Source organism: Streptomyces sp. 8N114, from assembly GCF_052245835.1.
In the GTDB taxonomy this organism is placed as follows: Bacteria; Actinomycetota; Actinomycetes; order Streptomycetales; family Streptomycetaceae; genus Streptomyces.
On sequence record NZ_JBQQBT010000020.1, the window covers coordinates 82,555 to 95,405 of the forward strand.

Sequence of the window (12,851 nt, forward strand, 5' to 3'; positions counted from 1 at the left end):
CCGGTGACCCACATGTCCACGCCGTCGTTCCCCCTGTTGCGAGCGGGCCCCTCTGATGTAAAACGTTTTACCCTTGCTCGTCGCGTCGACCCCGCATCCGCGTCGCCCCTCTGGTCTTCCTGATCAACCTCCCGACGTCCGTGGAAGGACCGAACGTCCGTGATCTCCCCCGCACTGCAGCAGCTGTTCGACGAGCCGCCCCGGGACTTCGGTCCCACCCCGCTGTGGTGGTGGTCCGGTGCGCGGGTCACCCGGGACCGGCTGGAATGGCAGATGCGCAGGTTCGTCGAGGGCGGCGTGCACAACCTCGTCGTCATCAACCTGGCGCCGGCCGGTCCGGCCTTCGGCGCACGGGCGGACGACCCGGCCTGGTTCAGCGAGGAGTGGTGGGCCCGTTTCACCGACGCATGCGAGATCGCCCAGGACCTCGGGATGCGGCTGTGGCTCTACGACCAGATCGGATTCTCCGGCGCGAACGTGCAGGGCGGCATCACTCACCGTCACCCGGAGGCGGCCGGGCGGGCGTTGCGTGCGCGCCGCACCAGGATCGTCGGCGGCGACCCGGGGCTGCTCGGGACCGAGAGCGTGATCGGCGCGTACGACCTGGAGACCGGCGAACGCCTCACGGCCGACGGCGCCGAACGGGTCGCGGTGCCGGACGGGACTCAGGTGCAGTTGGTCACGTCGGTGCCGACGGCTTTCGACTACCTCGACCCGCACGCCGTCGGCCTGTTGATCGACACGGTGCACGGCGCATACGAGCGCCGGGTCCCGCAGTACCTCGGCAACGTCATCGCGGGCAGCTTCCAGGACGAACTGCCCGGCACCAACTCCTGGACCGCCCGCTTCCCGCAGGAGTTCCGCAGCCGCCGGGCCTACGACCTGCTGGACCACATACCGGCCCTCTTCACGGCCGAGTTCACGGCCGACCGCGGACATGCGGCCAAGGTGCGCGCCGACTACTACGCCGTACGCGCCGAGCTCACCGAGGAGGCCCTGTTCAAGCCGCTCGGCAGCTGGCACACCGAGCGCGGCATGCTGCTCGGCGCCGACCAGAGCAACCCGGCACGCGCGGGCAACCCAACCCAGGCCACCCAGATCTACACCGACTACTTCCGAACCCACCGCTGGTACAGCGCCGTCGGCAGCGACCACGAGGGCGACTCCAAGGTCCACTCCTCCATGGCCCACCTCTACGGCCACGACCGGGTGTGGATCGAGGCGTTCCACTCCTCCGGGTGGGGCGGCACCCTTGAGGACACCTACGACTGGCTGCTGCCCTTCCTGCGCAGCGGAGCCAACCTCTACAACCCGCACGCCAGCTACTTCGGCACTGCCGGCGGCTGGTTCGAGTGGGCGCCGCCCTCCACGGACTGGCGCCAGCCTTACTGGAAGCACTACCCGGCCTTCTCCCGGGCGGTCGCGCGAATCGCCTCCGTCATGACGTGGGGCACATATGACGCCGAGGTCGCCGTCCTCCACCCGACCACCACCGTGCAGGCGCTGCTGCCGCTGGGGTCTCCGGTCGACCACTTCGGCGACGGCCGGATCGGCGGCACGCACACCGACATCGACGAGACACAGGAGCACTACCTCGGCCTGTGCGGCGCGAACAACTGGTTCCGGACCCGGATCGGTGCGCTGGACCGTGCGGGCATCTCCTTCGACGTCATCGACGACGACTCCGTCCAGCGTGCCGTCCCCGCTGACGGTCGCGTGCGGCTGCCCGAACGGGACCTTCGCTATTCGACGGTGCTGCTGCCGTCGGCGAGCGTGCTGGAGGAGCCCACCGCGCGTCGGCTGATCGCACTGCTCGACAGCGGTGGCCGGGTGGTCGTGGTGGGCCGGGCACCGTCGTCGGCGGCCGGGATGGCAGGCGACGACGCGGTGGTGGCGGCGCTGGCCGCGCACCCGCGGCTGGAGCGCGTGCCCGACGCGGAGACCGCGGCCAAGGCGGTGCGTGGCGCGGCAGGCCATGCGACCGGTGACGTTCCGCTGCTCGTACGGCGCCAGGGCGACATCGGGGCCGCCTTCGTGACCGGCGCGTTCCCCAACGCCAGCGCGTACCGGCTGCGCGAGAGCTCGTCCGGGCCCCAGGACGACCACGACTTCGACCCCGCACGCTACGCCCTTGCCTCCACGGTCCGGGTGAAGGCATCCGTGGCCGAGGCAGAGGTGTGGAACCCGGCTACCGGGACGCGCGAGCCCGCCCGCTTCACCGTCTCCGGCGGCTGCTCGACCATCGAGGTCCCGCTCGACGGGGCGCCCGCCGCGATCGTGGTGTGGCGGGAGGGCGAACCTGCGAACGGTGCGACCGCCTCCCGGCCGCGTACGGTCACGCGGGTCGGCCCCGCCACGGGCGTCGACCTCTCATCTGGCTGGCAGGGCCGACTGGTCCCCACGATGGACAACACCTGGGGCGATATGGCGCTGCCCGCAGGGACCTCGGTGGCCGAGTTGCAGATCTGGACTCTGCGCTGGACGGAAGGGGAGGGCGAGGGGGAGGGTGCAGACGGGTGGCGGCCGGTACGGGCCACGTACGGCAACCGCGTGCGTCATCTGCCGCCGGTGCCCGCCGCCGATGCGCCGCAGCCGCTCGATGTCGACGCCGTCGCCCAAGTGCTCGCCGGAGACCGCCCGCTGGTACCGCCCGGCGACAGCTGGTCCACCGCGCTCCACTCCTCCGGCCGGGGCGCCGCCGATCCCGGCCCCGGAGTGCTGGGTACCAAGGGGCTGATCGGCGAGGAGTTCGTCCGCACGGGCGCTCCCGGTGCCGGAGAGGTGGTCCGGGCCCGCACGATCGTGGCGACGGACCGCCTGGGCGAGGCCGACCTGGTCCTCGGCGCGGCGGCGGCCAAGCGGTGGTGGTGGAACGGCGAGGAACTGCCCGGCGGAGAGGGCTGTCTCGTCTCGTCCCGGCTGCGTCTCGACCGGCGGCTCAACGTCCTCGAGTACGAGCTGGCCGACCCGCAGACGGCGCCGTCCGTCGGGGCGACCGGCGACGACGAGCCGCTGGGCAGCTTCTACTGCCTGACGCGGCCGGGTGGTTTCGCGCCGCGACCGCAGTTCATGCGACTTCCCGCCGCGGCGCGGCCGGACGGCCGGGTCACCTACCGTGCGCAGTTGGACGCCGGGGCCCAGCCGGCGGAGGCGGTGTTGGTGGTGGGCGCGGCGACCGGTGTGACCGTGGTGCTGGACGGCGAGGCTGTGGCACGTCAGGAGAAGGTGGAGTACTACGAGTCCAGCTGGGGCGCGAGCCCCATGTTCTTCCGGCACGAACTGGTGCTGAAACCGGGCGTCCACGTGCTCGAGCTGACGGCGGACAGTGTCCAGGCGGCGGATGTCGTCTTCGCGGATCTGGTGGCCCGTACCGCTTCCGGCACGGTCGCACTGGTCAGCGGTGCCGGCTGGGAAGTGGGCACGGGTGACTGGCGCGGGTGGACGATCGAGCACCCCGGGCGGTGGGCCGAGCTGCAGCCCTGTTACGCCGCCGTCCGGCCGCACCCCCTGCACGGCACCGAGTGGCTGACGGGCACGCCGATGCTCGGCACCCGGGTGGACGCGGTGCGCAGCACGGACGACGTGGTGCCGGCCGCTCAGCGTTTCCGCGCCACACTGCCTGCCGGCACCGAGTCGGTCACGTTGCCGCTGGGCGTCCCGCTCGCGGCAGCGCGTATCGGCGGCGCTTTTCACACCGTCGACGGAGACGAACTGCGCCTCGGCCGCCCACTGCAGGAGGCGGCGGAACTGGAGATCGTCACCTGGCCGACCGCGACGCGGCGCGGCGGAGCGGCACTGACCGGGCCGCTGGTCGTACGGACCGCACCGGCACCGATGCCGCTGGGCGACTGGCGGTCCATGGGTCTGGAAGCCTGGAGCGGCGCGATGGCCTACTCACGCACCGTCGACGTGCCCGCAGGCGGAGTTCCGGTGCTCGACCTGGGCCGGGTGCGGGGCAGCGTGGAGGTCGCCGTCGACGGCGAGCCGGCCGGGGCGGCGTTCTGCGCTCCGTACCGCTTTCCGCTGCCCGGCGCGGCGGGACGCACGGTGCAGATCGAGGTGACGGTCCACAACACCCTGGCGCCCTATCTGCACGAGGCGACACCTACTTCCTGGACGTTCCCCTCCCAACTGGTGTCGGGGTTGATGGGGCCGGTGACGCTGCTGACGGCGGACACAGCGGCGGACACGGGGGAGACGGCGGAGGACACGGGGGAGACGGCGGAGGACACGGGGGAGACGGCGGATACGGAGGACTGAGCGCGGACGGGTCTGGAGCGGCGGCCCGGTTCAGGCGGAGGCGCGGTGTCGTAGGTGCGGGCTGAAGACCCGGGACTCGTGGACATGCTCGCCCTGCGCCTCCACCTCGTCGAGCAGCATGTCAACTGCCGCCCGGCCGAGGTCCTCCACGGGCTGGTGAATCGTCGTCAGCGGCGTCGCGGCGAAGCTTGCCGCATCGAGGTCCCCGTACCCGACCACCCGCACGTCTTCGGGGACCCGGACGCCGCGCTCGGCGAGCCCCCGGCAGAGCCCGACCGCCAGGAAGTCGTTCGTACAGAACACCGCGTCGGGAATGTCGACCAGCTCTCGGGCGATGTCCTCACCGGAGGCCGCTGTCATCTGCTCGGCCGTGATCTGGCTCAACCGGGCCCCGCGCCGGCCGCGGACGGCCTGCCGGGCGCCCTGGTAGCGGTCGGCGCACTGGCGGATCTCCAGCCGGCCGTTGACGACCAGCACATCCCGGGCGCCACCGGCCAGCAGGTGCCGCACCGCCAGGAGACCGCCGGCCACGTCGTCCACCGAGACCGAGCACCCGTCCTCGGCCATGCTCGACCGGTCGGCCAGCACCAGCGGTATCCCGCGCCGCCGCAGCCGGGCGAGCCGTTCCGGATCCGCGGTGAGCGGCACCACGACGACACCCACCGCCCGTTGCTCGACCAGCATGGACAAATAGCCCTGCTCCCGCTCCGGATCGTCGCCGCTGTCGCAGAGGGCCAGCGAGAACCCGTGCTCGTACGCCGCCTCCGCCGCACCCCGGGCGATTCGGGAGTAGAACGAGTTCGCCACGTCGGGGAGAACGAGTCCGAGGGAGGACGCCCGGCCGCTGCGCAGACCGGCAGCGCCCGTATGAGGCACGTAGTCGAGAGCGGCGATGGCCGTCCGGACCCGGGCTGCCGTCTCGGGCTTCACGCGGTCCGGGCGGTTCAACACGTTCGACACCGTGGACACCGAGACGCCGGCAGCCTCTGCCACGTCCTGGATACGGGCGGGACGCGTGGTGATGACGCTCCCCTCCCGTCCGGACCCCCGGAGCCGTGCCCGCGGGCGCGGCGACAATCACCGCGTGCGCACATCCTACGACCGTGCCCAACGCCGGGACCGGCTCGGCGAGGCAACGCTCACGCGGCACTGGCGGAGCTCGCGGCGTCGGTACAGGACGGGCGCGTGGGCTGTGTGGAGCCGTGGGTCAGGCACCAACGGATTGATGCAATAACGCCCGTTGTGTCCAGAGGGTCGCCCTTCAGGCGAGAAATTACCTTCCCGGGCCGTCCATGGGCGATGTGGGGTACGGGGGCCACGGGCCCTGGCTCCCCGGCGTGGCCTGAGGAGTGTCGTTCGCCATCGCGTTGCTCCAGTCGAGAGTCGGGCGGCGTCCGACGAACTTGCCGAAGACCAGTGCCGCCGCGGTGGCGGCGACCACGCCCGGCACCATCTCGTAGATGCCCGATTTCAGGGGGCCGAGGAGCGGGTCGATGTGCTTCCACAGAAGCACAGTCAGGGCACCGGTGAGCATTCCGGCCTTGGCCCCGGCCGCCGTCATCCGTGGCCAGAACAGCGACAGCAGGATCACCGGACCGAAGGCCGCGCCGAATCCCGCCCAGGCGTACGCGACGATGTCGAGGACGCCGCCGCCGCTCAGCGCGATCACATAGGCGATCAGCGCCACGGCCAGCACACTCAGACGTCCGATCAGCAGCAGCGACGTGTCGGAGGCCCGCCGGTTGAGGAACGCCCGGTACAGGTCCTCGGTGAGGGACGTGGCGGAGACCAGCAGTTGGCTGTCCACCGTGGACTTGATCGCGGCCAGCACGCCCACCAGCAGGACCCCTGCGATCCAGGGGGAGGTCAGATGCGCGGACAGCGCGATGGTGACCGTCTCCGGGTTCTTGAGCGGCTTGTCGAGCGCGGCTATCCCGGCAAGCCCGGTGAGTGATGCGCCCGCCAGGACGGCGATCACCCAGCCCACGCCCAGACGGCGGGCCAGCGGTATGTCCCGTGTGCTGCGGATACTCATGAAGCGGGTCAGGATGTGGGGCTGGCCGAAGTAGCCGAGTCCCCAGGCGAGCAGTGAGATCATCGCGACGGCTCCGAGTGGTTCGCCGGCCGTCCACTTCTTGTCGGCGAAGGATGCCTCGGCTCCCGGTTCGAGCAGTGAGGGGGTTATGGCGGTGAGCTGACGCTGCAGCGCGTCGAAGCCGCCGAGGTGCCAGAGGGTGATCGCGGGGAGGGCGACCGCCGTGAGGAGCATCAGCGTGCCCTGTATGGAGTGGCTGACGCTCAAGGCCCGGAAGCCGCCGAGGATGGTGTAGATAACGATCACCACCGTGAAGACGGTGAGCCCCAGCTCGAAGCCGGCGCCGAAGATCTCGTCGGCCAGGAGACCGCAGGCGAGCAGCCCGCTGGCGACGTAGACGGTGAAGAACACGACGGTGACGGTGGCCGAGAGGAGCCGGAGCACCCTGCTCCGGTCCTCGAACCGTTCCTCCAGGTATGCCGGCAGGGTCACGGCACCGACCCGCTCCGTGTAGACCCGCAGGCGAGGCGCGACAAGACGCCAATTGAGATACGTGCCGACGATCAGGCCGGCGGCGATCCAGGTGGCACCGATCCCCGCCGCGTACACGGCTCCTGGCAGCCCCAGAAACAGCCAGCCGGACATGTCGGCGGCTCCGGCGGACAGGGCGGCCACCGGGGCATTGAGTCGACGGCTGCCGACGGTGAAGTCATCAAATGTCGTCGTTTCTCCGTGCGTCACGACGCCGACCATGACCATCGCAATCAGAAAGACTCCGAATGTGACCATGACTGGGACGGTCAGGGCGATCATGTGTTACTCCCTGTGATGCAAAGCGACCGTTGGCAACATGCCGCGTACGTGGCCACACATTCGGGCCGGAGAGGCTGGAGCTTAAGAAGGGGCAGCGCTTACTGGCGAGGGAATGCGACGCCGTACGTCCTCATCGGTTCCGGATCGTGATAAACCAGCAGCTCCAAGCCTTCTTCGGTTCGCCCACCTGCCAACGCGGCTCCATGCGGCCCGTGCTGTCTCGGGCAGACAACTGATCGTTTCGAAGTGCGTGCGTAGTCGTCCCAACGCGTAGGCGTCCCAAGCCTGATCCTCTGGGCTCTGTGCCTGACTGCGTGACGGTGGGTGATTGCGTGCGTAGGGCTCAGCTTTGGCCCGGCGGCGTGTGCAGGAAGAACTCGGACGGACATCCGCGACAGGCTGCGGATGGTGTGCTCGATCAGAGGCGCGTCGTGCCGACGCGGCGGAGTGCCGATCGGCCTCGCTAGCTCGCCGTCAGCGCGGTGACCAGTTCGTCGAGACCGTCGAACCGCCAGTCGAAGGCATCGGAGCTCGCCGGCGGATCCCCGGCCGGTCGCTGGACGTAGGCGGTCCGCATGCCCGTCGCCTGAGCTCCGCGGAGGTCCCAGGCGTGGGCGGCGACCATGAGTACGCGTTCCGGTGGGCATCCGGCGGTGTCGATGGCGAGTTGGTAGACCTCCGGCGCCGGTTTGTAGGCCAGGGCGGCTTCGGCGGACAAGGCTTGGTGCCAGCGCAGCCCGGCATGTGCGTTGAGATGCAGCAGAGCGGTGTGGCTGGCGTGGGAGAGCCCAAGCACGGGGAACCGCTGCGCGAGCCGTTCGAGACCGGCGACGGAGTCGCCCCAGGGAGGCAAGCGCCGGCCCGCTGTGGCCAGCCGGGCGAGGGTCGCCGGATCGGCGAGTCCGGCATGGTCGGCCACCCGCCCCGCAGCCTCCGCGTCGATGATCTCGGTGTTGGCGTACGCGCGGTGCCCTTCCCCGATGCGTTGCTGCTCGAGCTCGACGTGCTGCTGCCACAAGGCGAGCAGCTCGTCGACAGACGCATCGTCGGACGCGGGCACCGCGTCGCGGATTGCCGCTCGCAGCCCGCTGGCTTCGTCGACCAGCGTTCCGAGTACGTCGAAGACGACGGCCTCGATGTCGTGGGTTTCGGGCATGGGTTGCTCCTGTTCGGCGTTGGCGTCACCGGTTCAACAGGTGACGACCTTGTCACCGGCCCCGTCACCGGTCAAGATGGTGACGTGTATTTCGCATTCGTGAGCGGCAACCCAGCCCTCGATCTCGCCGCCACCGTGGGGTCTCGCCGAGACGAGCCCATCGACGCCCTGGCGGCGCCAGCAGACCTCGAGCGGTGGGTGGCCGAATGTGAGGAGCTCCCCGACCGTGTGACCGCGGACTTCGCAACCTTCGAGTTCGCGCTGTCACTGCGAGAAGCGATCTACCGCCTTGCTCTCGATCGCGTGCTCGATCGGCCCTTCGACCCACGCGGCCTCAAGATCGTCAACGGCACGGCGGCCGGGCCGGTCCCCACGATCGAGCTCAGCGACGCAGGGCTGCGTATGTCGGGAGACCTCCGCGCGGCACTCGCTCAAATAGCCAGAAGCGCTATTGCCGTGCTCGCCGATCCCCACGCCTGTCTCAAGGAGTGCGGTCGCACTGGCTGCACTCGCATCTATCTCGACCGCTCGCGCGGCGCCCGGCGTACCTGGTGCGGAATGGACGAGTGCGGCAACCGCGTCAAGGCCGCGGCTTATCGGGCCCGCAGACGAGCCCGACCGCAGAGTCAGTGATGGGACCGGGCGGGATCAGGTTGCCGGAACGGTCTCGGTCGAGGTGAACCGGGCGTTGAGCGCGGTGCCGTAGCGGCGCAGGAGCAGGACGGCGGTGGCGGCGAGGCCCGCGAGGAGGCCGAGCCAGATGCCGAGCGTGTCGAACCCGGCTGCAAAGGCGAGCAGCCAGGCAGCGGGCAGGCCGATGACCCAGTAGCCGACCAGGGTGATGCGGAAGCCGCTCTTGGTGTCGTCCAGCCCGCGCAGCAGACCGATGCCGATGTTCTGAGCGCAGTCGAAGAACTGCAGGACCATCGTCACCAGCAGCAGATGGGTGGCGATGGAGACGGCCTCGTTGTCACCGGAGCCGCCCTCGAAGAAGGGGGCGAGAACCAGCTTCGGCACTGTCACGTAGATCACCGCGACAAATGCCATGACGGCTCCGGCGCAGGCGAGCGCGGTGTTCTTGATGCGCAGCGCCGCCTGGGGCCGGTCCTGGGCGATCTCCCGGCTGACGTTGATGGAGGCGGCGTGGGAGAGGCCGACCGCCACCTGGAAGACGATGTAGACGAGCTGGTTGACGGCGGTGTGCGCGGCCAGCGCGGCGCTGCCGAACGAGCCGGCCATCAGCGTGGTGACGGAGAAGAATCCGGCCTCGGACCCGTAGGTCGCCGCGATGGGTATGCCGAGGGCGATCAGGCGGCGGACGGTGGCCGGGTCCGCCTTGAGGATGTTGAGGCTCAGCAGGGGCGCGAGGACCGGGTCGCGGCGGGTGAACAGGTAGAGGGCGAAGAAGGACAGCAGGTAGACAAGCGAGGTGGCCACACCCACGCCGGGCAGTCCCAGCTTCGGCATGCCCCAGGTGCCGTGGATGAGAACCCAGTTCACGCCGGCGTTGACGGCCACGGAGGCGATGGTGATCTGCAGCAGGGCCTGGGGGCGGCGCATGCCGACCGTGAACTGCCGGAGGGACTGGAACCACAGGCACGGCAGCAGCCCCGGGGCGAGCGCGAGCAGCATGTGCTGGGCGTTCCGCGCTACCGATGCCTCCTGGCCGAGGAGGGTGAGGGCCTGTCCGATCAGCAGCATGAGGACCGCGCCGACCACCCCGGCGAGGGTGGCGACGGCCATGCTCGCCCGGACGATGGTGCGCACCTCCTCGTCACCACCGGCTGCGGTGTCCGGGGCCCCGGTGTCGGTGCCCTTGGCGTTCTCGGCGACCTCGGCACGTGCGGAGGCCGCGGCCACTTGGTTGCCGACCGAGGTGATCAGGCCGACACCCATGGTGCGCAGCTGGTTGAAGATGACGATGGCCAGCCCTCCCGCGGCCAGGTCCGCGGCACCGAGCATGCCCATCATCACGGTGTCGGTGGTCGTCAGCGCCACTTGGGCCAGCTGCGTCAGGACGAGGGGGACGGCGAGCGTGGCCAGAGCACGGCTGTCGCGGAGGAGGGTGGTCAGCATGATGGGCATCAGATCCTGCGGAGTTTTCGGAGGGTCTCGTCGATTTCCCGTTCCACTACCGGGTCGATGAGATCGCGCGCGGTCATCCAGTCGTCGTTGAAGATAGTGTCAAGATATTTCTCGCCGCCATCGTTGATCAGGGCGACCATGGTGCTGCCCGGCGGAAGAGAGGGAAGTCTGGTCAGTGCCTCGTAGACGACTCCGCCGGCCGATCCGCCGATGAGCAGCCCGGTGCGGGCCACGGCCCGGGCTGTGGCGAACGCCTCCACGTCACCGACCTTGACGCCTTCGTCGATCAGGTCGTAGTCGACCAGCGCGCCGATCTCGGCGCCCTCCGGGGTGCCGGTGCCGGACTGGTAGTAGTCGTGAGCGGGGCCCCCGAAGGCGATGGAGCCCTTGGGCTCCACCCCGACGGTGGAGAAACTGGGGACGAGGGTACGCAGCTCCCGGGCGGTGCCGCACAGGCCGCCGCCGGTGCCGACCGCGCCGACGAGCACGTCGATGTTCCCGTCCAGAGCCTCGTGCAGCTCGTGGGCGACCGGGAAGTATCCGACGCCGTTGCTGGGGTTGTTGTGCTGCTCGGTGAAGACGGTGTTGTCCTGGCCTTCGGCCAGCTGCTCGGCCAGTTCTTCGCGGGCGGCGGTCGCCAGCTCCTCCCCGTCGCCCTCGTCGACGTAGAGGAGTTCGGCGCCCATGGCCTTCATGCTGCGCAGCTTGTCGGCCGCGGCATGGCTGTCGACAACGGCGGTGAAGGTGTAGCCGCGTTCGGCGGCGAGGACGGCCAGGCCCAGTCCGGTGTTCCCGGAGGTGGATTCGATGATCCGGCCGCCGGAGCGCAGTTCACCACGTTCTTCGGCATCGACGATCATCTGCCGGGCCATGCGTATCTTCGCGGTACCGGTCGGGTTGAACATCTCCAGTTTGAGCAGCAGACGGCTGCCGGACTCGGTCGTGGCCAACTCCAACAGCGGGGTGCATCCGATGAGTTCGGATACGCGGGAGACCACAGCGGGACGCTGCAGTGCACCGGACATGGCGGACTCCAGTAGGGGGTCGTGGCGTAGCAGGGCCGGTCAGTGGAAGTGGCGGTCCAGACGCCATCGGGGCCTTGCACGGTCCGTGCGGTCGATGACGACTTTGGCGGGCAGCGGCAGGTCGTGGAAGGGCGATTCGTTGGAGTCCATCTGGTATCCGGCCGTGTCGGGATAGACCAGCAGGTCACCGGGGCGGGGAGGACGGGGGAGGCGGATTTTGCGCCAGGAAAGCATGTCCGATTCCAGGCAGGTGGCGGCCCCGACGGCCGCGGCGCACGTCCCGTCCGGCCCTCTCCGCACCGGCTGTTCGTCCTCCGCGGGGTCGAGCGGGGCTTCGTCCCCCGTGCTGTCGAGCAGGACGGGGTCGGGCAGGTACTCGCTGTTGAACCACTGCTCGGAGAGGCTCAGGCTGGTGCCGTTGACCGTGACCAGAAGGTACCCGTCGCGCTCCTTGACCCCCTGCACCTCGAAGACGGTCGCGCCTGCCTGGTGGAGCAGCGCTCTGCCGGGCTCCATCAGCAGCGTGATTCCGCCGTCCTTGAGTATCCCGGACAGCGGTTGCTCGTGCCCGTTCGGGACCAGGGCCAGCAGCTCGCGCAGCGCCTGTGCTCCGGGCGTGGGTGAGTGGTAGGGGTAGAAGTCACCTGCGGAGAACGACTTCTGAGCGTGGTAGTGGCCGCTGTGCTGCTCTGCCAGGTAACGCGTGAAGTGGTGGTCTTCGGTGTAGCTGGTGGGCAGTCCTCCGCCGATACTGATCCGGTCCGCTCCCAGCCCCAGCGCGCGGGCCCGGTAGCAGTGCCCGATCAGCTCGGCCGCGAGATCGGCCCGGGGCTGGAGGGCGTATCCGGACAGGTGGAAGCTGAAGCCTTCCAGCCGTACCGCTTCCGCGCCCCGCGCGCACATCTCCAGCGCGGCCGCCAGTTGCCCTGCGTCCAGGCCGAAGCGGCTGTGGGGCTGCGAGGTGGGAAGGCAGCGCAGCAGGATCCTGGCGGGCCCCGTCCGACCGGTCCCGACGAGGCCGATGAGGGAGTCGAGTTCGTCGAGGGAGTCCACGGCGATCAGTGCCCGGTGCCGTACGGCCAACTCGTGCAGTGCCGCCGCCTTGGCCGGTCCGGTGACCACCAACTGGTCACCGGGTACGCCGTGCCCCAGAGCCTCACGCAGCTCACCCAGGGACGCGACGTCGACCCCGCATCCCGCCGCGGCACACCGCTCGACCCACACGGCGGCTTTGTTGGCCTTCTTCGCGTAGTAGACCTTCCCCTCGACGCCGGTCTCGGCGAACACCGCAAGCGTCGCGCTGAGGTTCGCGTCGAAGGCGTCCGGCAGCAGGAAGTGGAACGGCCCGCCGAAGGCGTATGCCAGCTCGGCCGGAAGGCCGCTGCGCAGCACGGCCTCAGATGCCGGATCGGGCAGAGCGGGCACCGGGGGCGCCGCGGCCGTGTCCGTGTTCCTGCCCGTGTCCATGTCGGCGGGC

8 protein-coding genes are annotated in these 12,851 nt (G+C 70.0%); 2 read left to right on the forward strand and 6 right to left on the reverse strand.

The window, feature by feature from the left end:
• The first annotated feature begins 159 nt into the window (after positions 1-159).
• Entirely contained in the window at positions 160-4,260 is a 4,101-nt protein-coding gene (locus tag ACTWQF_RS29190) for a glycosyl hydrolase (RefSeq protein ID WP_443282704.1), read from the forward strand.
• A 30-nt stretch (positions 4,261-4,290) separates the two neighbouring features.
• Here the strand turns inward: ACTWQF_RS29190 and ACTWQF_RS29195 are convergent, their stop codons facing one another.
• The 3 genes from ACTWQF_RS29195 to ACTWQF_RS29205 form a co-directional block, all read right to left on the reverse strand.
• Entirely contained in the window at positions 4,291-5,283 is a 993-nt protein-coding gene (locus ACTWQF_RS29195; RefSeq protein WP_443282740.1) for a LacI family DNA-binding transcriptional regulator, read from the reverse strand.
• A gap of 250 nt (positions 5,284-5,533) precedes the next feature.
• Positions 5,534-7,108: a sodium/proline symporter PutP gene (gene putP, locus ACTWQF_RS29200; RefSeq protein ID WP_443282705.1), complete on the reverse strand. Its 1,575-nt coding sequence runs from the start codon at positions 7,106-7,108 to the stop codon at positions 5,534-5,536.
• Positions 7,109-7,571: 463 nt separating this feature from the next.
• Positions 7,572-8,264, reverse strand: a complete 693-nt coding sequence (locus ACTWQF_RS29205; protein ID WP_443282706.1) for a haloacid dehalogenase type II — start codon at positions 8,262-8,264, stop codon at positions 7,572-7,574.
• Here ACTWQF_RS29205 and ACTWQF_RS29210 point away from each other — a divergent pair.
• Positions 8,250-8,897: a CGNR zinc finger domain-containing protein gene (locus tag ACTWQF_RS29210; RefSeq protein WP_443282707.1), complete on the forward strand. Its 648-nt coding sequence runs from the start codon at positions 8,250-8,252 to the stop codon at positions 8,895-8,897. The genes ACTWQF_RS29205 and ACTWQF_RS29210 overlap by 15 nt on opposite strands.
• Before the next feature lie 15 nt (positions 8,898-8,912).
• Here the strand turns inward: ACTWQF_RS29210 and ACTWQF_RS29215 are convergent, their stop codons facing one another.
• Genes ACTWQF_RS29215 through ACTWQF_RS29225 form a run of 3 tightly spaced genes read right to left on the reverse strand, consistent with a single transcriptional unit; the run spans position 8,913 to position 12,841 of the window.
• Complete coding sequence (locus tag ACTWQF_RS29215) at positions 8,913-10,340, reverse strand: MATE family efflux transporter (protein WP_443282708.1); 1,428 nt, start codon at positions 10,338-10,340, stop codon at positions 8,913-8,915.
• Positions 10,341-10,348: 8 nt separating this feature from the next.
• On the reverse strand, positions 10,349-11,374 hold the full coding sequence (locus tag ACTWQF_RS29220) for a cysteine synthase family protein (protein ID WP_443282709.1): 1,026 nt from the start codon (positions 11,372-11,374) through the stop codon (positions 10,349-10,351).
• Positions 11,375-11,413: 39 nt separating this feature from the next.
• Entirely contained in the window at positions 11,414-12,841 is a 1,428-nt protein-coding gene (locus tag ACTWQF_RS29225) for a Y4yA family PLP-dependent enzyme (RefSeq protein WP_443282741.1), read from the reverse strand.
• Between the last annotated feature and the right edge of the window lie 10 nt (positions 12,842-12,851).